We start from the raw sequence: 21,753 nt of genomic DNA on the forward strand, positions 1-21,753 counted from the left end.
CACGTTGCCTCCCCTAGTGCCCCATGATTCAAGTCGAACACCTCAGCAAAACCTACGGCTCTACATCTGCCATTCAGGATGTCACCTTTGAGGTCGAGAAAGGAGAAATCCTGGGATTCCTGGGTCCCAACGGTGCCGGAAAGACAACCACCATGCGAATTCTGACAGGATATCTACCCGCCACCAGCGGCACCGCCAAAATTGCTGGATTTGACGTGCATGAGGATTCGCTGGCTGTCCGAAAAAGAATTGGCTACCTGCCCGAAACGCCGCCGCTCTACCCCGAAATGACAGTCGAAGATTTTCTTCACTTCGTGGCGCGAATTAAAGGCGTGTCGGCAGGCGATCGCCCCCTCCGAGTCACCCTGGCGCTAAAGCGCTGCAACCTGCTAGACAAGCGAAAAGTCTTGATTCGTAAGCTGTCTAAGGGCTTTCGGCAACGGGTTGGCATTGCTCAGGCAATTGTCCACGACCCTCCGGCGATCATTTTGGATGAACCGACGGTGGGGCTAGACCCACGCCAGATTATTGATGTGCGCAACTTAATCAAGAGCTTGGCGGGCGAACACACCATTATTCTCTCGACCCATATTCTGCCGGAGGTCAGCATGACCTGTAGCCGCGTCGCCATCATCAATCGCGGTCAGGTCGTTGCCACCAATACCCCCGATCAGCTGATGGCGCAGCTCAACAGCGGCTTGGGCTACGAGCTAGAGGTAGAAGGCAATGCCGAGGCGCTGGCGCAGCACCTGCGAAACTTAGCGGGCATTCAATCCGTTCAGGTTTCTGGCGCTGACTTGTCTGACGGATTGCCTGAGAATCGGCGGAAGCTATCGATCGCCCTCTCATCTAGCAGTGACGATCTGGGACGACAGATTGCCGCTACGGTAGTCAGGGGCGGTTTGGGTCTGTATGAAATGAAGCGATCGCGAGTCAGCCTGGAAGATGTGTTTCTGGATCTAACAACCGAAGAAAAACCGCTGGAAGTGGAGCCTGAAGCCGAGCCACCGTCATCTGAGCTTTCTGGAGGAGAAGACTAATGGGCATCATTGCCGCCAACATCATCGCCATCTATCGCCGCGAACTGCAAAGCTACTTTTCTTCTCCAGCCTCCTACGTGATTGCCGGGACTTTCTGGCTGCTCAGCGGACTCTGCCTGTTCTTCATCTTGCTGAGTCCTAGTAGCCTCATCTCTCAGGTGGCGGCACGCGATCAGATGGGCATTACCACCCCTCCTGTAGATGTGGCATACGAATTTTTGAACGTGTTCCTGGGAGCCGTGGGCAACATCGCTCTCTTTGTGCTGCCCATGCTGTCGATGGGTCTTTACACCGAGGAGCGCAAGCGCGGCACCCTGGAACTGTTGGCGACTTCGCCGATCACCAATTGGGCGGTGGCAGTAGGCAAACTGCTGGGGGTGCTGACGTTTTTTATCGCCATGATCTTGCCCTTGCTGATCTATGAGGCGATTGTCCTGGGAGCCTCGAATCCGCCAATTCAGCCGACCACGATGCTGTTAGGGCATGGCGGTCTGGTGCTGATGGCGGGCGCAATCCTGTCGCTAGGAATGTTCTTATCCTCCATTACCAGCAGTACAGGGCTAGCGGCAATGCTGACCTATGCTCTCAACTTTTTCCTTTGGGTGGTTGATTATATCGCTCAGGGGGTGGGTGGCTCCATTGGCGCTGCTCTCAGCCATCTGGCGCTGCTCAAGAATTTTACAAACTTCACCCAAGGTATTTTCGACACCAGCAGCATTGTTTTGTTTCTCAGCTACGTGGTTTTGGGGCTGTTTTTGACGGCTCAATCCATCGAAGCCTTTAGATTCCAGCGATCGTAAGCCGTTTAGCGAAAGCGTCTGTCCTTTAACAGCCTCATGAAAAAAGTCCAAACCTTTAACTGGAAATTACTCAAATATCTCTTCTGGTTCGGGCCAGTGCTGATCGTCATGGGGCTAACCTCCGGATCGATCGCAGGCTGGGGAGTCGTGCCCACGGCGCTGATCGTGGCAGGTTTGGCGGTAACGGCGGTCTGGCTGTTTCTCGAAAGCTCAGCACATCCCGGATTTTGGAGAGCGCGATCGACCCAGGTGGGCACCAATGCGCTGTTGGCAACGCTGGCAATGCTGGCGATCGTCGGCATGGTCAACGTGCTGGCAGTCCGCTACCCTGGACGAATTGACCTAACTGAAAACCGGATTTTTACCCTCGCGCCGCAGTCTCAGGAAGTGGTGCAGAGCCTGACGCAGCCTGTCAAAGTCTGGGTGTTTTCGCCGAATGCCAATCCGGTCGATCGCGAACTGTTGGAAAACTACCGCCGCCGTAGCTCTCAGTTTAGCTACGAATTTGTTGATCCCCAGGCAAAACCTGGCGTCGCCAAAACTTTTAACGTCCAGTCAATTGGCGAAGTGTATCTGGAGACAGGCGGCAATCGGCGGTTTGTCCAGTCGATCGCCAGCGGAGAAGCCCTGTCTGAGCGCAGGCTAACCAACGGACTGGCGCAGCTCAGCTCTACCCAGCAACAAAAAATCTACTTCCTTCAGGGACATGGCGAACGCATTCCTGAAGCGACGGGTAAGGGCGGCATGTCTGCGGCGACGGGCAAACTTAAGGAAGTCAGCTATGTGCCGCTCTCCCTCAACTTGGTTGAAAATCCTAAAGTCCCTGATGATGCCTCGGTGGTCGTGGTGGCTGGGGCACAGCGTCCACTCTTAGACAAAGAGCTGGAGGCATTGCGCACCTACGCTTCTGGCAAAGGTGGATTGCTGCTGCTGGTCGATCCCCAGACCGATCCTAATCTTGACACGCTTCTAAGCGACTGGGGCATCAGGGTGAGCGATCGCCTCGTGATCGATCCGGCAGGACAGGCTTCAGGTCTAGGCCCCGGCGTAACAATCGTCAATCAATATGGCGATCATCCGATCACGCGCGGCTTCGGCAAAGGTATTTCGTTTTATCCGTTAGCACGTCCGCTGGAAACCTCCAAGATTGCAGGAATAGATGGCGCAACGCTTCTCTATACGAGCGATCGCACCACCGCTCAGCAAATCGACGAAACGGGCGAACTTAAATTTGACTCCGCCACCGATCCCAAAGGTCCTTTCAGTATCGGCATGGCGCTGACGCGATCGACTCAGCCTACCCCCACTCCCTCACCTTCCCCATCCCCCACTCCCTCACCTTCCCCATCCCCCACTCCCTCACCTTCCCCATCCCCCGCTTCCCCTCAATCCCAGTTTCGCCTGGTCGTTATCGGCAACTCCAGTTTCGCCACTGACGGACTGTTCGAGCAGCAGCTCAATGGCGACTTGTTTCTCAATGCCACCACCTGGTTAAGTCAGCGCGACGACGAGGTGCTATCCATTCGTCCCAGAGAAGTGACCAATCGGCGGGTTGTCCTCTCGCCTGAGCAGGTAATTTCAGTGGCGTTGATTTCCATGCTGTTGCTTCCCTTGGTTGGCTTTGGTACCGCGACAGCAGTTTGGTGGAAGCGGAGATAAACTTTATGAAACTCAAACCCTCAACCCTGCTTCTCATCCTGACAGCCCTGCTTTTAGGCGGCGTAGTGCTGCTGGTACAAACTCAGCCACCTCCCTCCCAAACCCAGGCCGACGAACCGCAAAACCTGTTTGCCTTCCAGGAGAGCCAAGTGCAATCCCTAACTTTGAAAACGCTGCTGCGATCGCTCAAATTTGAGCGCGATTCCAGCGGCAAGTGGCAGATGCTAGAACCTGAGAAGGCGATCGCCAGCGATCCCAGCCTTTCTTTTCTGCTCAATCTGGTGGCAACGGGCAAAAGCCAGCGATCGTTTACCGCTCCGGCAGGCGATCGTGAGCAATACAGCTTCCATCAGCCCCTTGCCACGATCGATGTCACCCTTGCCAACAAAGAAACCCATCAGCTGATCCTGGGCGGTTATGACTTCAACCGTACCAACCTCTACGCCCTAGTCGATCCACCGACCGACCCCAAAGCAGACCTAAAGGTGCTGCTGGTTTCCCCCAATTTTGACAATGCTGTCAACCGCTCTGTAGACGACTGGAAGCAGACTGAGTCGAAGCCATCCCCCTCTTCCCCTACCCCCAGCATTTCCCCTAGCTCATCTCCTAGCTCCCCTAGCTCATCTCCTAGCTCCCCTAGCCCATCTCCTAGCTCCCCTAGCCCATCTGGCGAATCGCCTGAACCCGAAGAAATTCCTGAAATTAAACTCAGCCCTTCATCTGCTCCAGAAAGTTCGGTCACGCCCCAAGCCAGTCCCTAACAAATAGCGCTGCGATCGCCCATCCTCCTACTTCTACCCCACTCCCCGTCATGCCGATCGCCAATTCCACCGATTCTACCGATCCCACTGCGACATTATTGATCTCCTGCCCCGATCAGAAAGGATTAGTCGCCAAAATTGCTAGCTTTATCTATTCCAATGGCGGCAACATCATCCATGCCGATCAGCATACCGATCGCCTAGCCAATCTATTTCTCACGCGGATTGAATGGCAGCTAGCAGGATTCAACCTGCCCCGCGAACTAATTGCACCTGCCTTCAGCGCGATCGCCCAGCCTTTAGAAGCCCAGTGGCGGCTGCGATTTTCTGATGACATTCCTCGGATTGCCGTTTGGGTCAGTCGTCAGGATCACTGCTTGTTTGACCTGATCTGGCGGCAGCGTGCCGGAGAATTCGCCGCAGAGATTCCGCTCATCATCAGCAACCATCCTAATTTGGGGGCGATCGCCGATCAGTTTGGCATCGACTATCACCACATTCCCATCACCGCCGATACTAAGCCTGAGCAGGAAGCCAAACAGCTTGAGATCTTGCAGCATTACAGCATCGATCTGGTGGTTTTAGCAAAATACATGCAGGTCTTGAGCAGCAGTTTCGTCGCCCAATTTCCCCAGGTAATCAACATTCATCACTCCTTTCTGCCCGCTTTTGCTGGAGCAAATCCCTATCAGCGGGCATATGAGCGAGGCGTGAAAATCATTGGGGCGACAGCGCACTACGTCACACAAGATCTAGACGAAGGCCCAATCATTGAGCAAGATGTGGTGCAGGTTAGCCATCGCGATCAAGTCGCAGATTTGATCCGCAAAGGCAAAGACCTAGAGCGGGTCGTATTAGCAAGAGCCGTGCGGTTGCATTTGCAAAATCGCGTTTTGGTCTATGGCAATCGCACGGTTGTATTTGCATAATATATGCCCAAAATGTCTCGATAAGGGCTACTGAATGCGGGTAGGATTGACCCTCGTCCCCAGATCCATTTCATAGAGAGAAGGAGCTAGCTCCTCATATTTTCTTTTCCAGGAAGAGGGCTAGGTTGAGGGTGAATTTTACGATTCATGCCTCAATTTAGCAATGCTGCCTCATCCATCAGTCTTGTTATATAGATTAAGCTACACACCAATCTTCCTTTGGGCATTCGGTAACTCAAGCATCCCCTCTCCAGCGCCAGACGAAAGAATGTTCATAGATTTCTATAGTTAATTGTATTGGGATATGTGGTTTTTCTTAAATTTCCTCTGTTGGGTTCAGAGAGTTTAGTCTCATTCACTCTCTGTTGTAAGGGACTTATGAACCAGAAGATGCCGAGAAAAGCTTCGTTGTATTGGCTGGTACAGGAAGGACGGCAATCGCTTTAGATAGTGAGAACTTTGCTAGACCGTCATTACAACAGATATTTCAGCGTTGCTAATTTCATACCTATGGCAGTTAGCCTACCGTTCTACAGCAAAGGATTGAAAAAATTAGGGGTGTAACCAGCTAGAGTTGCACTCCATATATTGGTTAGATCCTGTACTAGACGCGATCGTTTATGTTGCTGGGTATCCCACTTGCGAAATCATTGTGGATGATATAGGTCGTATTCTCGATCTCATGCGAAAACTCTCATCGGTCTCTAGTGGATATTTTGCTTACCCTCATTGGAGTAGATGATCAGTACATGAAAATACCCAAGCTTGAGAGTGATCTTAACAATCTGTACGAACCGATCGAACGTTACGAAAAATCACTAGGTGATTACAGCGATAAAACCACTCCTAGTTTTCTAAATCAACTCGATTCTCATCCAGCGGCAAAGCGAGAGGCGATCGCTGGAGTTAGCGCCCTAGCGCTGCTAGCAATCCAAGCCTCAAACGGTACAAAGTCCTAGTTCAATTCACGTCAGGAGCTAAAAACGGTGGAAATAATTTCTAGCAACAGCGACGAGCAGCAGCCCGCAAGCATTGGCGAGACTGAGCGTTGGGGTTCGCTAATTACAGGCGGCGCAATGGTGTTGATGGGACTGCGAGATCGGTCTTTGCGCGGTGCGTTGGTGGCATTGGCGGGTGGTGGGCTGGCTTATCACGGCGCAAAGGGAGAGAAATGTTTACAGGACAAAGTCGCGGAGGCAGCCAATTTGAGTCAGAGCATTCGCGTGGAAAAGTCGGTGACGATCGCCAACAAATCGCCCGAAGAACTTTATCGCTTCTGGCGTAGTTTCGAGAACTTGCCCACCTTCATGAAGCACCTAAAATCAGTCACGGTGATTGATGAAAAGCGATCGCATTGGGTAGCCACTGCACCTTTGGATGCCAGCATAGAATGGGATGCTGAAATCATCAACGATCAGGAGAATCAGCTCATTTCTTGGGCATCAGTAGCCGGAGCAGATGTCGACAATTCTGGCTTCGTGCGATTCAAGTCTGCACCTCAAGGGAGAGGGACTGAGGTCAAAGTGGTGATTGAATACAATCCGCCCGGTGGTGCAGTCACAGCAGCAGTTGCCAAGCTGTTTGGCGAAGAGCCAGAACAGCAAGTCGGAGATGATTTGCGCTACTTCAAAATGCTGATGGAAACAGGCGAGATTGCGACAACCGAAGGCCAGTCAAGCGGTCGAAAGTAAAAGAGCAAATTGGTTAAATCTCCGCTTCATTAATTTGCCCTCACATCTATCTATTCACATCCTTAGGCTATTCACATCCTCAGGCTATTTACATACTCAGGAAATTTTATCCTATGAAAGCAGTTTGCTGGCAAGGTACTAACAAGGTAACAGTTGAGACTGTCCCCGATCCAAAACTCATCAATCCGCGTGATGCAATCGTCAAAATCACGTCAACCGCAATTTGCGGCTCTGATTTACACCTATACAATGGCTTCAATCCCACCATGAAACAGGGAGATATCCTGGGTCATGAATTTATGGGGGAAATCGTTGAGCTAGGCAGTGCCTTCAAGAATGGTAATATTCATGACAAGGGCAAGGCTCTTGCAGTTGGCGATCGCGTAGTCGTTCCATTCACTATCTCCTGCGGTGGTTGCTTCTTCTGCAACCGCGATCTGTGGTCGCTGTGCGATAACTCTAACCCTAACGCCTGGATGGTGGAAAAGGTCATGGGTCATTCCCCATCGGGTCTTTTTGGCTACTCTCATCTGACGGGAGGCTATGCGGGCGGTCAAGCTGAGTATGCTCGTGTTCCTTTTGCAGATGTGGGTTTATTCAAGATTCCAAGTGACTTGACTGACGAACAGGTTTTGTTTCTAACCGACATATTCCCAACCGGGTATATGGCAGCAGAAAACTGTAACATTCAGCCAGGAGATACGGTGGCAATTTGGGGTTGTGGCCCCGTCGGGCAATTTGCAATCAGAAGTGCTTTTCTGCTCGGTGCGGAGCGCGTGATTGCGATCGATCGCGTTCCTGAACGTCTTCAAATGGCAAAGGAAGGGGGTGCGGAGATCTTGAACTTTGAAGAGATCGAAGTTGGCGAAGCCCTGAAAGAAATGACGGGAGGACGGGGTCCCGATTCTGCGATGGATGCAGTTGGAATGGAAGCCCACGGTATGGGGCTAGAAGGCTTTTATGATAAGGCAATGCAGGCAGTCCGAATGGAAACCGATCGTCCTAATGTTTTGCGTCAGGCGATCGTGGCTTGTCGTAAAGGTGGCACAGTGTCAGTACCCGGTGTTTACACGGGTTTCGTAGACAAGATGCCTATGGGTGCTTTCATGAACAAGGGTCTAACGATGAAAACGGGTCAGACTCACGTTCATCGCTATCTCCAGCCCTTAACTGAACGGATTCAAAAGGGTGAAATTGACCCGTCATTCCTAGTGACTCATACCCTACCGATCGAGCAAGCACCGCACGGCTACGAAATCTTCAAGCACAAGAAAGAAAGCTGTATCAAAATCGTTCTCAAACCTTGAGCAGATGATATCGCTCTACAGCGGTTAGGACAGGAGCATTTTTGTGGGGCGCGTCTCCACAAAAATGCCATAAGCCCTGATCACTGATGCGATCGCCCCTAGATTTGGGAAGTCTAAGGGCTAGTCGCATTTCAATAGAAGCTGTTATGGTCAGAAACCTAGGAAATACCTTTCAGACGGCGAAGCCTTTTCCAGTTAGTGAAACTCGTCGGACTATCAAGGCAGCTTTGACCTCACAAGATCAAATTGATATTTGGAAAATTAGCCCTAAAGTCAGAAGCAGCTTGGATGTAACGCTCAACGGCATTCGTAAAAAAGCCAATGCCGACATTGACCTCATAGATGCAGCAGGGCGGCTAATCAAATTCTCGAACCTGCGCGGTAACAAAACCGACACGTTGAGTAAAATTCCTCTAGAGGCAGGCACTTTTTATTTACGGGTTAAGCTTCAACGGCAGAGTCGCGATACGCGCTATGCGCTTACCGTGTCGGCAACTCCCTCAAATGACTTATTTGGCAACTCTTTCGAGACTGCGACTCAGCTCACCTCCGCAACAGGTGATGGAAAAGATTTTGTCGGCAATAGCGATCCCGACGACTTCCTAAAATTTGGGGCGCTGGTTGCGGGTCGATTTAACTTCAATTTAACGGGTAGTAACGATGCCAGTCTTGAACTTTATGACAACAGCCGCAACTTGATTGCTGTTTCCAACAGCGCGGGCACACTCAACGAAACCCTAAATCAACAGTTGACTGGCATTGCAGGCTCTACCTACTATGTGCGAATCGCTCAAGCGTCCGGAAAAGAGGCTAGCTACAGCTTCAACTATTCTTTTGCATCAGATGCGGTTACCAGAACGGCATCTGGGCTGCAATACATTGATCTGGCAACCGGAACCGGAGCCACGCCCCAAACGGGTCAAACAGTGACGGTAAACTATACCGGGATCTTGCTGAACGGCACCAAGTTTGATAGCTCCCGCGATCGCAATCTCCCCTTTTCATTCCCGATTGGCGAAGGGCGCGTCATTAAAGGCTGGGATGAAGGGCTAAGCACCATGAAAGTGGGCGGTCGTCGTCAGCTTATTGTCCCGGCAAATTTGGCTTACGGCTCCAGCGGCAATAGCGTAATTCCGGCAAATGCAACGCTAATTTTCGATGTTGAGGTCATTGGCATTAGCGGTTAACTGCTGAGTAGAATCATGAGCTGCTAGATCTTTGGATGATCTCTGCGTCTTCGGCAAACACCAAACCAAGACAAGCGCCACAAGGTTTCTGACAATACTGCTCAAACGCATTGCAGACATGACAACCGCCAAGCTGGTTAGAACAGAGACATTAGGGTGGGGCGCGGAGCGCCCCACCCTAATCTCCTAAGCAAACTGGCGACAGCTGTAGTTACGTGAAGAGCGGCAGAAGTGGCTGCATTTCGCCCAAAACTGTGGGAATAAGTTCAGATACCGTTGGATGAATGGGCACAGCCTCTTGCAATGTGCTGTAGGGCTGGTCAGCATTCATCGTATCGAGCAGTCCGTGAATTGCCTCATCGCCACCTATACCCAGGATTGCCGCACCGAGAATACGCTGAGTTTCCGCATCGACCACGATTTTTATAAAGCCCTGAGTCTCCCCCTTCTCGATCGCGCGACCAACTCGCGTCATCGGTCTTGTGCCCATGAGCAGCGGACGACCGGAAGCTCGCGCCTGCGCCTCTGTCATGCCAACGCGTCCCAGTGGCGGATCGATGTAGAGGGCATAGCCAGGGATGCGATCGCTCACCCGTTTTGCAGCACCGTCCAACAGATTAGCAGCGACGATCTCAAAATCGTTGTAAGCCGTATGGGTGAATGCACCCCGACCATTGCAGTCGCCCAATGCCCAAATACCAGGTACATTCGTGCGGAGCTGATCATCGACCGTGATGTAGCCATGTTCATCAGTTGCGACCCCAGCGCGATCGAGACCCAGATCGTCGGTATTAGGCTGTCGCCCGATCGCCAGCAAAACATGGCTACCGATCAGTTCGGGTTCCCCCTCAGCGCAGTTAGCACGCACAGCCACGCCGTCAGGATGGGGCGCAAAGGCAATGCACTCAGACCTTGTGCGAATCTGCACACCTTCGGCTTCAAGAATATCTCGGATGGCGGTAGATACATCCTCGTCTTCGCGGGCAACAAGGCGCGGACCTTTTTCAATTACCGTAACTGCTGCACCAAAGCGACGGTAAATTTGAGCAAACTCCAGCCCGATGTAGCTACCTCCTACCACTACTAAATGGCGTGGGAGACTATCCAGCGCCAGCATAGAAGTATTGGTCAAATAATCAATCTCTTGCAGACCGGGCATCTCAGGCACCCGCGCCCGTCCCCCAACATTGATGAAAATTTGCGGCGCGGTGAGGAGTTCGTCGCCGACCCGCAGCGTGTTCGCGTCCTCGAAGTAAGCCTGCCCTTGGAACACCGTTAACTGTTGCATACTGCGAAGCCAAGCCTCGACACCATTCCGAGAGTTTGCCGCAACAGCGTCAGCCCGCGCCTTCACTCGCTTCATGTCAACAGCGATCTCCCCCGCGATCGTCACGCCATAATCGGCGGCGCGGCGGGCAAGATGAGCGGCATAGGCACTAGCGACCAGCGTTTTGGTGGGTGTGCAGCCCGTATTGACACAGGTGCCGCCAAACAAATGTCTCTCAATCAGCGCTACCCTCATCCCTGCCGCAGTTAGCCGTCCCGCTAGCGGTGGGCCTGCCTGACCGGCACCAATAATCAGAGCATCAAAGGACTGACTCATCGCAACATCCCCACTACTACAACTGCGCTAATGATGGCGATGGCATCTTCGATCAGCGCCGCTGGCAGGTCACGCCCCAAAGCAGTGGCGAGCCGAGAACGTATTGCTGCCCCCCCCAACGTGCCAATCGCTGCACCGACAATGCCTGCCACTAACCCGCCTAAGAGCGCGCCACCATTGACCCCTACCATGGCTCCTGAGAGCGCACCACTGATAAGGCGAGCGCCAAACTGAACAGGTACTTTGCGGCTGGGTGTGGAAGGCAGCTGATCGGTCACAAATTCGCCCAAAGCCAGTACGGAGAGAATCCATGGCGTGAAGCGGTAGCCCATAAAAGCGAGCCAGCTCCCGTCAAGATTGAGGTAACCGAGATAGGCTGCCCAACTCATCGCAGCGGGCGCAGTCATGGTGCGCAGACCCGCAATAATGCCTATAACCAGAGCAAGAAGATAAACCATTGCACCCGTTTAGATTTGTGCTGTACCGCCATCGACAAACAACTCAATGCGTTCAAGCTAAGGAAGACTGCCCGTAACATATAGCGCTTCACTCGTGACTCAGGCTAAATCAGAAAACACGAAGAAAACGATGGCAGGGACGACGTAGCGCTACGCGCTTAGATCCAATGAGTTATTTTTTGAGAGCCGCGCGGAGCGCGGCTCTCAAAAAATAACTCATCCTAACTCAATTACGTAATGTCATATCCTGCGGCTGTCCGATGTGACCCAGTAGGGTTAGCGATCGTAACTCCTGGTACCTCTATGAGAAATCCTGAATTATTCCTTGTGTTCCTAGGCAATTAGGTGCCCCTTAGCCTACTCTCTAAAGTAGAACCCAAAAAATAGCTTCAAGTGGGCTTACTGGGGTTCAGTCTAGCCTTCACGAGAATGTATGCAGGTCATCCCCGACAAAGTTATCACGAATAAAGCTATTGCGAACAGGGGCATTACAAACAGGGCAACTACTGACGCTACAGGCACACCCGCCCTTGAGACTATCACCTTAGATGTGCATGGCATGAAGTGTGCAGGCTGCGTTAGAGCCGTAGAAAATAATCTGATGCAGCAACCGGGCGTAGTTGCCGCCACCGTCAATTTAGTGACTGAAGTGGCGATCGCCGATTGTCAACCCGGCATTGATCCGGCAATCCTGGCGCAGAAGTTGACTGAGGCAGGTTTTTCGAGTCAGCCCCGCCCTCTGTCTGGCGAAGCCCACAACGAGGACAGTGCGTTTAGCGATCGCCAGCAGCAAGAAACTCGGCAGCAGATTCGTAGAACAGCGATCGCCCTCTCCCTACTGGCGCTCTCCGCGATCGGGCATCTGGTGCATTTTGGCTGGCTAAATCTGCCGGGACTCGGCAACATCTGGTTTCATTGGGGGCTTGCCACCTTAGCGCTGCTGTTTCCTGGGCGATCCATCATTACAGATGGCTGGATGGGGCTGAGACGCAATGCCCCTAACATGAATACGCTGGTGGGCATGGGTACGCTTACCGCCTACGTTACTAGCTCCATTGCGCTGGTGTTTCCCAACCTAGGCTGGGAATGCTTCTTCGACGAACCCGTGATGCTAGTAGGATTCATTTTGCTAGGGCGAACCCTGGAGCAGCAGGCGCGTACTAAAGCCGCCCATGCCTTTCAATCTTTGCTGGCTCTGCAACCCACGATCGCACATCTCATTAGAGAAGCTCATCCGCTCGAAGACGGCAAGCCTCAGATTGCCACGATCGCCGATGCGATCGCCATTCCTGCCAGCCAGGTCAAGGTAGGTGAGCTACTGCGGGTGTTGCCTGGAGAAAAGATTCCTGCGGATGGTGAGATCTGGGCAGGGCAGACCATGGTGGATGAGTCCATGCTGACCGGGGAAGCTACGCCTGTCCTTAAGCAGGTAGGGGACGGGGTGAGCGCCGGGAGCCTCAATTTGTCTGGAGCGATCGCCCTCAAAACTACCCGTATCGGGAAAGATACTACGCTAGCGCAAATCATCGCCTTGGTCGAAACCGCCCAAACCCGCAAAGCTCCGATTCAGGGACTTGCCGACAAGGTTGCCGGATACTTTACCTACGGTGTTATGGCGATCGCCGCACTCACCTTTCTCTTCTGGTACTTCATCGGACTGCCGCTGTGGGGTGATCAGATTTGGGGCAAGATCTTGGGTAGTGCGGCAATGGGAATGAGCGAACACATGATGAGTGAGCACATGGCGATGCCCGCGATGCCGCCCTCGCCGCTATTGCTCAGCCTGAAGCTGGCGATCGCTGTCCTGGTAATTGCCTGTCCTTGCGCCTTGGGGCTGGCTACACCCACCGCAATTTTGGTGGGTTCGGGTCTGGGTGCCGAGCGTGGACTGCTGATTCGCGGGGGCGATGTGTTAGAGAACGTGCATCGGCTTCAGACGATCGTCTTCGACAAAACTGGAACGCTGACCATCGGGCATCCAGAAGTTACGGACTGCATCTCCCTACTGAAAAGTATGTCTGAGACAGATCTGCTCCAGATTGCCGCCTCTGTGGAGAGCGGCGCCCAGCATCCGCTGGCTTATGCTATTCAGGACTATGCCAAGCGTCTCAAACTGGAGCTGCGATCGGCAACAAATTTTCACACAGAGCCAGGATTGGGGGTTTCAGCGGAAGTTGAGGGTCAGCCTGTCGTGCTAGGCAATGCAGATTGGCTAATACGGCAGAGCATCCCGATGGAGAGCATGCAGATAAAGAGCATGCGGATAGAGAGCATCCAGATAGAGAACATTCCCAACTTCGAGGCAACGGACAAAACCCTGGTGTATGTGGGCATATCTGGACAGTTAGCCGGACTCATCACCGTACAGGACAAGCTGCGTCCAGAGGCACAACAAACGCTACAAGATTTACGGCAAATGGGGCTGCGGGTCATGCTGCTGACAGGCGATCGTCCTGAAGCAGCGGCAGCAATCGCGCAGTCCCTAGGTTTATCCCCTGAAGATATCCGCGCTAATGTCCGACCGGATGGCAAGAGTCGAGTCATTGCAGAGCTACAGGCGACTGGGCAATCTGTGGCCATGGTGGGCGATGGCATTAACGATGCACCTGCATTAGCTCAAGCAGATGTCGGTATTTCGCTGCATTCGGCAACTGATGTGGCGATCGAAGCGGCTGACATCGTGCTGATGCGCGATCAGTTGAGTGCTGTCGTGGAAGCGATTCGCCTCAGCCAAGCCACTTTTGACAAGATTCAGCAAAATCTGTTTTGGGCATTTGCTTACAATATTCTGGGAATTCCTGCGGCTGCGGGTCTGCTGCTACCCAGTTTGGGAATTGCTCTGAGTCCAGCCACAGCCGGAGCGTTTATGGCGTTTAGTTCCGTCAGCGTTGTCACCAATTCACTGCTGCTGCGCCGAGCGTTTGCTTGCCTTAGCGCTGAATCGATCGCCAAATCGGGAATCCTATAAACTTCATCCCAATTAAACAATGCCCAATTTTTATGAGGCAACTTATCATAAGCAGATTAAATACTGGCTTAAAGGGCGATCGCCAAGGGTAATGTTGTGACCATGGGCGTACTCAGACTGTTAACAAAATCAGATTATTTGCTGCGCGAAACGCTGCTGGGATTGCGACGGGGCGGCTGGATGAACTGGGCAGCCGTTAGCACTGTGACCGTGCTGCTGTTTCTATTTGGCGTGAGTTTGCAAGCTTCCTGGCAAATGGAGGGATTGCTCCATCAGTTCGGCAGTCAGCTCGAAATATCGGTGTATCTAGACACGGGTATTCAGGCAAAAGACTTAGAGCCGATGATGATCGCAATGCCCGATGTCACGGATGTCACAGCCATTTCTAAGGAAGAATCTTGGGCGAAGTTGATACGTGACATGGGCTTATCGGATATCAAGGGCGTGACTGAGCAGCTTGATGGCAATCCGTTGGTAGATGAATTGCGGGTAAAAGCCGCCACTTCCGAGGTTGTGCCCGCTTTAGCTGCAAAAATCAATCAGATGCCGGGAATTGACCATGTGCAGTATGTCGATGAAGCTGTGAAACGCATTGCGCAACTGAGCCAGGGACTTAGCTGGGTGAGTTTAGGCATGACAACACTGCTGAGCCTGACGGCGATCGCCGTTGTCACCACCACCATTCGCCTGATTGTTATGGCGCGGCGGCGCGAGATTGAGGTGATGCAGCTTGTAGGAGCCACGACGACCTGGATCTACCTGCCGTTCATTCTCCAGGGCTTGGTTTTAGGAGTAGTGGGAGCGATCGTTGCTTGGGGATTGATCGTAGCGCTTCAGAGATTTATTCAAGATCTGCTGGCGCAGCAGCCTGAATTTATTCAGTTTCTCACTGACAGCATGCAGCTTTCAGCCAGAGAAACCTTTCTGTTGCCCTCGGCTCTGCTAGGGTTGGGGCTATCGGTAGGGCTAATGGGGAGCTTATTTGCCGTACGCCGATTTACAACACGCTAGGAAATCCAGAATTCTGCTCTCTGCGTTAGACCTCTTGCAGATTAGACCTCTTGCCAGAGGTCTATTTATGAGAAAGCGCAGTTGAGGGAGAGCGCTTGTCTAAGGAGCTTGTCGTAGCTACGTTTACTGACCACATAGGCTCCAAAACGGGCGAGATGCGGGTTCATCATTTGGGCATCAAAGAGATGAAAATGGCGCGATCGCAGGTGTTCGACTAGCTTCACCATGGCGACCTTAGAACCTTCGGGAATGTTGAAAAACATGGATTCGCCGATGAAAGCGCCGCCGATGGCGATCCCCAAGATTCCTCCGGCAAGCTCGTCACCCTGCCAAGTCTCGAAGCTATGGGCATAGCCAGCCTGATGCAGCTCCCAGTACAGCTTTTTCAGCTCCTCAGAGATCCAGGTGACATCGCGATCGGCGCAGCCCTCGACCACGGCTCCAAAATCTCGGTTGATGGCAACTGTAAAGCGATTTTGATTGAGGACGCGCCGCAGAGAAGTGGGATAACGAAAGCGATCGTCTAGGGGAATGAGCGTCCGCTCCTGGCTAGAGTACCAGCCTAGATTTTCGCCATCGTCATCTGCCATCAAGAAGAAGCCCTGAGCGTAGCCATTGAGGATGGTAGGAATATCGTATTGCTGAGTCACGGAGCCGCTACATCCTCACCTAAATACCACGCAGAGGATAGTCAAAGACATCTTTGATTTTGCTCAGGTGAACGGGGTTTTGTCGTTCTTGGCGAGCTTCTAAAAGCTTTTTGGCAACGTCGCGGGCAATTGCTAGGGTTTCTGCGATCGTTCTTCCTTGAGCGACGAGTCCTGGAATATCGTCTGATGTAGCTAGGTAGCAACCTTCAGGGAGCTTTTCGATGTGAAGTGTGGCGATGTGTTCCATGATTGCTCTGGGCTTGCTAATGGATCGTGCTGATTTTATCGTAGCCTTCTGAGAGATTGGAACTGTTGAGCGATCGCAGAGCCACTGAAGCGTCATTACGATCATGGGTTCAATCTTTTCTTTAGCGCATCCCTTGCCGATTTTGCCATCGCATGATCGGGAAAGACCGTGAGGAAATCTTCTAAATCCTCGATCGCTACCTGAATTCGATCGCTAGGCGCACCCCGATCGATCGCATCTCGGTAGAAAAACCGGGCTTGCTCAATGTTGCCGATCGTCAAATAGTAGAGAGCAAGATTGAAAATGACTCTCCAATCTTCAGGTTTTTTGGAATATTCCTGTTGCGCCAGCCGAATTGCTTGCTTCAGATCGTTTTGCGCTTCAGGAATTTGATTGAGAGCCTGGTAGGAGAGCGCTCGTTCGTATAGATACCAGTCGTCTTCAGCATCTAGCTCGATCGCTCGGTTGAAGTCTAAGATTGCTTGTTGATATTGTTGAATCAATCGATAGACTCGCCCTCGGTTTAATATCGCCCAGGCATATTTGGGATTGAGTTCAATTGCTAGGTCAAAGTCTCTGAGCGCTTCTTGATATCGTTGCATTAGATGGTATGTTCGACCCCGATAGGCGAGCGCCCAATCCAGTTTAGGATTAAGTTCAATTGCTAGGTCAAAGTCTTTGAGCGCTTCTTCGTATCGCTTCATCGATCGGTATGTTTGACCTCGACTGGCGATCGACCAAGTGTATTTAGGATCAAGTTCAATTGCCATATCAAAGTCTTTGAGTGCTTCTTCATAGTGCTTCATTCGACGGTATGTTCGACCCCTAAGTGAGAACGCGCGGTTGTCTTTAGGGTTGAGTTCAATTGCCAGGTCAAAGTCTTTGAGCGCCTCCTCATACCGCCCCATTAGATGATACGTTCGCCCCCGATTTGCAATTGCTGAACCATACTTAGGATCAAGTTCAATCGCTAAGTCGAAGTCCTTGAGCGCTTCCTCATAATGCTCCATCAATTGGTAAGTGTTACCACGCCAAGCCAGCGTAATATGCTGCCACTGCGCTTCTATTTCAGGGCTTGCCAACAGTGCCGAAAATAGCTCAAGCGATGCTTTACAAGGCCCCTCATCATAGGCTTGCAAACCTTCAACCAATCGTTTGCCCCACTGCCGGATTTCGGACTTTTCGCTATCTCGCCCTGCCCGAAATATCTGGTTTGCCCACCGCTCAGCAAATTTGCGTTGCTCCTTCAGCGCTACCAAAAACTCATTCAGGGCGATCGACAAATATTTCTGGGGCGCTTGGCAAAGACGATGATACAGCAGGGTCAGCGTGTGCCGCTGCCAGTCTGCATCCTGGTGTAGGCTTGCCTCCGGTAGCTGCAACTGCGTTCGCAATGCCTCCGCCTCATCTGCCAGCCTGCCATGCCGCTCTGCCCATTCCTTCGGCGACTCCTGCCGCTTGTAGCGCAACATCTGCGATCGCACAATCTCGTGATACACCCACCCTTCCGATCGCGCCTCCACAAACGGCATTTGTTTCAGCCAGTCAAAGAGGGCGATCGCCTGCTCCTCTCCCGCCAGCACCGCCACCACATCCCGATTCAGGAGCAGAGGCAAGGCCCCATCCAACGCCAACTGTCGCCGCTGCGGGTCGGTTTCCCACTGCAAAAACCGCTGCACCGCCGAGCCGCTACAGTCGCCCACCTCAGCCGGATCAGTAGGACAATTGCTTGCCAATAGCGCCAGCAGCACGGGCAGGCGATCGGACAGCGAAAAAATCACCTCAATCACCCGCTCATCCGTGATGCCCTTCTGCCCCAAAAACTGCCGCGCCTCTGCCTCCGTAAACTGCCCCAACGGCATCTGTGCCGGATCATAGTCACTCCAATGCTGCGGGTCGAGTGGATTACGTCCGGCGATCGTCACAATCAAATTTTCTGGCGCAGCCCCATAGCGCCCCTCACACAGATCCCGCAGCCAGTCATCCAGCACATCTGCCGTGCGCTCATAGGTATCAAAAAACAGCGCGATTCCCCGTAGCTCGGCAACTTTGGCGATCGCCTCCAAAAACAGCGGCGTCAGCACCTCGACGGGTTCCTGCACCAGCCGCACCTCATCCTTATTGGTCAGCTTCTTCGCCACATAAGCCGACCACTCACTCACCTGCGTCGTCAGCCCATCCTCATCCACAAACGGCATCACCGCCCCGCTGCCCGGAATCTGCTTCGCCAGCCCCAAACCCGCCTTGGTGAGCGATCGCCCCAAAAACGCCGAAAATCCCTGGGGAGCCTCCGGATCGGCCTCTAGCTCCTGCTTTTTCTGGCGGTAGGTTTTGTAGCTTGCGCTAAACGCCAGCTTCACCCCCGGCTGCTCCAACTGCGCCACCAGCCGCCCCATGATTTCTGGCAGGCTGCGATCGTCCTCATTCACATAGGCAGTCACCCAGTTTGCCGCCGCCGCAATCTTGATAAATTCCTTACTCAGCGTCGTTTTACCTACGCCGCCCTGACCCCAAATATTAAAAATAAAGCGGCGGTTCTCCAGCGGCAGCCCCAAATTTTGCTGAAACCAGCTCATCTGAGCCTCGCGCCCTACGAAACTCGATCGCTGACGCTGCTTCAAACGATCCTGAAAACTCGGCTTGGGTGCATTCATCTAAACGCAGCAAAAACAGCTACGTTAAATCTAACGCCATTATGTTGAATTCTAGAATCCAAACGCCCGATCGCTCTACCTATGCAACGCGACCTCTCCCGCCCCTCCACAATCTCGTGCGGAGGGAGTGTGGGAGACGGGCACGTCCCCTGCTAGGGGTTTGGGGGAAACCTCCAAGGCTGTTCTAGGCTAGAAACTGTTCTAGGCTAAGATAGGCAAGACCTTTTATCTCAGATGAGCTATGACCCTAAAGACTGGAGAATCCCTTCAGAACAGCAAATACGTTGTTCAATCCGTCCTAGATCAAAGCGACTTCGGGATCACTTACAGTGCCAAACACACGCTACTCGACCAGCCTGTCCACCTACAAACCCTAAACGAAGTTGTGCAGCAACGCATCGACTTTGCCCAGCTCAAGCAGCAATTCCTCACCGAAGTCCGATCGATCTCCCAGCGATCGGATGCCCTACGAGTCCTAGACTGCTTCGAGGAAAACGCTCTGCCCTACGTTGTTCTACAGGCAACATCCAGGACACCTCACCTCAGCGATTGGCTAACGCTGCCACCAGAACCCCTCACGCCAAGCCCATCTAACTCTGAACTGCCCAAAGCCCTGAAGCCCGAAGCCTCAAAGCCGGAAGTCCCTGAATCCGAAGTCCCTAAGCCAGAAACAGTCACCGTTCCCATCAATACTGTCGTGCCGATCGCACCTGAACTCATGCGAGAGGCTGTGCTGCCACAAATAGATAGCGCTGCAAACAACGGCACCCCAGACAACGGCACCCCAGAGCGATCGCCTCAAAGCATTCAGCCTCGGCGTATTCCCGTACCTTTTCTCATGACTCTGGTTGTGGGTCTGGGTTTGGGTGCAGGCGCAGGATTTGCCCTACGTTTTCAGCCCACGGGAGCAACCGGACTCACCCCCAGCTTATTTGGTCAAGAGCAGACTTTTCCCGCTCAGGGTGACTGGCCTATTACCGAAATGCCTGACTCCCTGAGTGAAGAACCCAAGATAGAGGAACCGCTCTATCGCACAAACGTTCCTGATTACTCCAGCACTACTCCTGAGCCGCTTTACAGCCCCAGAACCGATTTCAATAGCCCACCGTCTGCCTCCTATCCATTGCCTGAGGTAACATCCGATCCCGCCCTCGACAATCTTCCAAGTCCTGAACCATCGGACAACTTTTCTAGCCCCGTACCCCAAGAACAGGCGATCGACTCTATTCCCAGTTCGCCATTGGACGAGTTTAATTCAATTCCCAACATCCAGCCTTCTGCGGCTCCCGCCAATCCAGCCCCCGCAGCTCCTATCGCTCCACGCAGCGCTCCAGAGTTTTTTCCCAGAACTGCTCCAGAGCGATCGCCTAAGGCATTCAAGCCGCCAGTCATAAGCCAGTAAACTTCATCAAAAGTCTACGCCGCGCTTCAAGTCAACTCCCTTCTCGGCATAGTGTTTGTGGCAATAGACCTCTGAATGAGCGCTAGCTAGATCGAAATAGTCTGGCGGATTTTTGCAGCGCCCCGTAATCACGATCTCAGTATCGCGGGGTTTGCGCAAGAGCGCCTGCACAATCGGCTCTTGGGGCAACAGCTCCAGATCGACCGTAGGGTTGAGTTCGTCTAGAATAATGGTCTTGTAGAGTCCCGAAGCGATCGCCGCCTTGGCAATCTCCCAGCCGCGCTCCGCCTCCACATAGTCCAGCTCTTGCTGCTGTCCTCGCCAGACGATCGCATCCCGACCGCAGCGCTGGTGATCCACTAGGTTGGGATAGCTCTGGTTGAGCGCCGCGATCGCCGCATCCTCGGTATAGCCGCCACCGCCCTTGAGCCACTGCAAAATCAGCACCCGGTGAGATTTGTCCTGACTAATCCCCTTGCCGATTGCCTGAAGCGCTTTGCCCAGGGCACTTGTAGATTTACCTTTGCCGTCCCCAGTGTAAATTTCGATACCTTCAATGCCGTGGGCTAAAGCATTGGGATGATCCTGCGGCTTCATTTCTGAGTGCAGATCGGCAATATCTAGCAGCCCATGGGGGGCACCTCGCCCCGTCGCGATAATCTCTAGCTCTTCCGGCTTGTGCGCCAGCGTTTTGACAACCTCCTCCACCGAGAGCAGCCCTAGGTCGAGAACAGGATTCAGTTCATCTAACACCACAACGGAGTACAGCCCAGAGGCGATCGCCCCTTTCGCCACATCCCAACCGCGCTGAGCTTCCAGGCGATCGAATTTGGTGATTTCATCTACGCCAAAATACTCGGCTCGCCCGGTGCGCACTTGGTCGATCAGGTGAGGAAAGCCACGTCGGAGTGCCTCGATCGCCGCATCCTCGTCGTATGTCCGTCCAGGCCCTTTGAGAAATCGTAATAACAAGATGCGAGTCTGGCTTCCGGTGTTGATGCCTAAGCCAATAGACCGCAAAACGACACCCAGAGCCGCTTGAGACTTGCCCTTGCCTACCCCGTCATAGACATGGATTTGCCCAACTAATCGCTCATTCCGGCTCTGAGCCGTGCGAATACCAATGCCAGTCCTTACCATAGGGTTTACGGGGTGGGTTTGAGGAAAGTTTATAGAAACCTAGAGAAGCGCTGAGCCTAGAATGCCCAGGAGTTGATCTTAGCGAAGGAATTCGCGAGGTGCTGACTATTTGACGTTTTTACGCCTTAATTTTTGTATAAAAACGCTATTCGTGGCGCACGGTCTCCAAAGAGCGGCATCTTTTATTCTATCTATAGTGTTATATCCGTCTAGCTTGACTAAAATTAGCGAGAGTCATCCTGACTC

18 protein-coding genes are annotated in these 21,753 nt (G+C 52.8%); 12 read left to right on the forward strand and 6 right to left on the reverse strand.

The genetic code is table 11. The features are described 5' to 3' along the window. The first annotated feature begins 23 nt into the window (after window positions 1-23). The 9 genes from AC5JMP_RS06275 (at window position 24) to AC5JMP_RS06315 (ending at window position 9,374) form a co-directional block, all read left to right on the forward strand. Window positions 24-1,040 carry an ABC transporter ATP-binding protein gene (locus AC5JMP_RS06275; RefSeq protein WP_495850581.1) on the forward strand — a complete coding sequence of 339 codons (1,017 nt, stop codon included), beginning with the start codon at window positions 24-26 and terminating at the stop codon, window positions 1,038-1,040. After that, window positions 1,040-1,840 (forward strand): ABC transporter permease, encoded by an 801-nt coding sequence (locus AC5JMP_RS06280; protein WP_495850582.1) that lies wholly within the window; start codon window positions 1,040-1,042, stop codon window positions 1,838-1,840. Before AC5JMP_RS06275 ends, AC5JMP_RS06280 begins: the two co-directional genes overlap by 1 nt. Window positions 1,841-1,876: 36 nt before the next feature. Then, window positions 1,877-3,499 (forward strand): GldG family protein, encoded by a 1,623-nt coding sequence (locus tag AC5JMP_RS06285; RefSeq protein WP_495850583.1) that lies wholly within the window; start codon window positions 1,877-1,879, stop codon window positions 3,497-3,499. 5 nt (window positions 3,500-3,504) lie between these two features. Next, entirely contained in the window at window positions 3,505-4,260 is a 756-nt protein-coding gene (locus AC5JMP_RS06290; protein WP_495850584.1) for a DUF4340 domain-containing protein, read from the forward strand. A 50-nt stretch (window positions 4,261-4,310) separates the two neighbouring features. After that, window positions 4,311-5,189: a formyltetrahydrofolate deformylase gene (gene purU, locus AC5JMP_RS06295; protein ID WP_495850585.1), complete on the forward strand. Its 879-nt coding sequence runs from the start codon at window positions 4,311-4,313 to the stop codon at window positions 5,187-5,189. 749 nt (window positions 5,190-5,938) lie between these two features. Continuing rightward, a complete protein-coding gene (locus AC5JMP_RS06300; RefSeq protein ID WP_495850586.1) occupies window positions 5,939-6,148 on the forward strand; it encodes a hypothetical protein in 210 nt (69 codons plus the stop codon). 33 nt (window positions 6,149-6,181) lie between these two features. Continuing rightward, on the forward strand, window positions 6,182-6,880 hold the full coding sequence (locus tag AC5JMP_RS06305) for an SRPBCC family protein (RefSeq protein WP_495850758.1): 699 nt from the start codon (window positions 6,182-6,184) through the stop codon (window positions 6,878-6,880). Window positions 6,881-6,993: 113 nt separating this feature from the next. Continuing rightward, window positions 6,994-8,187, forward strand: a complete 1,194-nt coding sequence (locus tag AC5JMP_RS06310) for a zinc-dependent alcohol dehydrogenase (protein WP_495850587.1) — start codon at window positions 6,994-6,996, stop codon at window positions 8,185-8,187. Between the two features lie 698 nt (window positions 8,188-8,885). Further along, a complete protein-coding gene (locus tag AC5JMP_RS06315) occupies window positions 8,886-9,374 on the forward strand; it encodes an FKBP-type peptidyl-prolyl cis-trans isomerase (protein WP_495850759.1) in 489 nt (162 codons plus the stop codon). 211 nt (window positions 9,375-9,585) lie between these two features. Here AC5JMP_RS06315 and AC5JMP_RS06320 read toward each other — a convergent pair whose 3' ends face one another. Together AC5JMP_RS06320 and AC5JMP_RS06325 are read right to left on the reverse strand one after the other, a co-directional pair. Further along, window positions 9,586-10,977 carry an FAD-containing oxidoreductase gene (locus AC5JMP_RS06320; RefSeq protein ID WP_495850588.1) on the reverse strand — a complete coding sequence of 464 codons (1,392 nt, stop codon included), beginning with the start codon at window positions 10,975-10,977 and terminating at the stop codon, window positions 9,586-9,588. Beyond that, window positions 10,974-11,435 (reverse strand): DUF4126 domain-containing protein, encoded by a 462-nt coding sequence (locus AC5JMP_RS06325; protein WP_495850589.1) that lies wholly within the window; start codon window positions 11,433-11,435, stop codon window positions 10,974-10,976. The genes AC5JMP_RS06320 and AC5JMP_RS06325 overlap by 4 nt, the downstream gene beginning before the upstream one ends. A 433-nt stretch (window positions 11,436-11,868) precedes the next feature. Here AC5JMP_RS06325 and AC5JMP_RS06330 point away from each other — a divergent pair, with 433 nt between their 5' ends. Continuing rightward, window positions 11,869-14,403: a heavy metal translocating P-type ATPase gene (locus AC5JMP_RS06330; protein WP_495850590.1), complete on the forward strand. Its 2,535-nt coding sequence runs from the start codon at window positions 11,869-11,871 to the stop codon at window positions 14,401-14,403. Between the two features lie 102 nt (window positions 14,404-14,505). After that, on the forward strand, window positions 14,506-15,414 hold the full coding sequence (locus tag AC5JMP_RS06335; protein ID WP_495850591.1) for a cell division protein FtsX: 909 nt from the start codon (window positions 14,506-14,508) through the stop codon (window positions 15,412-15,414). Between the two features lie 65 nt (window positions 15,415-15,479). Here AC5JMP_RS06335 and aat read toward each other — a convergent pair whose 3' ends face one another. The 3 genes from aat to AC5JMP_RS06350 all read right to left on the reverse strand — a co-directional run bounded on the left by aat (window position 15,480) and on the right by AC5JMP_RS06350 (window position 18,965). Continuing rightward, on the reverse strand, window positions 15,480-16,064 hold the full coding sequence (gene aat, locus AC5JMP_RS06340; protein WP_495850592.1) for a leucyl/phenylalanyl-tRNA--protein transferase: 585 nt from the start codon (window positions 16,062-16,064) through the stop codon (window positions 15,480-15,482). 19 nt (window positions 16,065-16,083) lie between these two features. Next, window positions 16,084-16,311, reverse strand: a complete 228-nt coding sequence (locus AC5JMP_RS06345) for a type II toxin-antitoxin system HicB family antitoxin (protein WP_495850593.1) — start codon at window positions 16,309-16,311, stop codon at window positions 16,084-16,086. A gap of 101 nt (window positions 16,312-16,412) precedes the next feature. Then, window positions 16,413-18,965: a tetratricopeptide repeat protein gene (locus AC5JMP_RS06350; protein ID WP_495850594.1), complete on the reverse strand. Its 2,553-nt coding sequence runs from the start codon at window positions 18,963-18,965 to the stop codon at window positions 16,413-16,415. 241 nt (window positions 18,966-19,206) lie between these two features. Between AC5JMP_RS06350 and AC5JMP_RS06355 the strand changes: the two genes are divergently transcribed. Beyond that, complete coding sequence (locus AC5JMP_RS06355; protein WP_495850595.1) at window positions 19,207-20,367, forward strand: hypothetical protein; 1,161 nt, start codon at window positions 19,207-19,209, stop codon at window positions 20,365-20,367. A 6-nt stretch (window positions 20,368-20,373) separates the two neighbouring features. Here AC5JMP_RS06355 and AC5JMP_RS06360 read toward each other — a convergent pair whose 3' ends face one another. After that, window positions 20,374-21,507, reverse strand: coding sequence for a cob(I)yrinic acid a,c-diamide adenosyltransferase (locus tag AC5JMP_RS06360; RefSeq protein ID WP_495850596.1), 1,134 nt, complete (start codon window positions 21,505-21,507; stop codon window positions 20,374-20,376). Window positions 21,508-21,753 lie beyond the last annotated feature (246 nt).

This window comes from Drouetiella sp. (genome assembly GCF_059504425.1).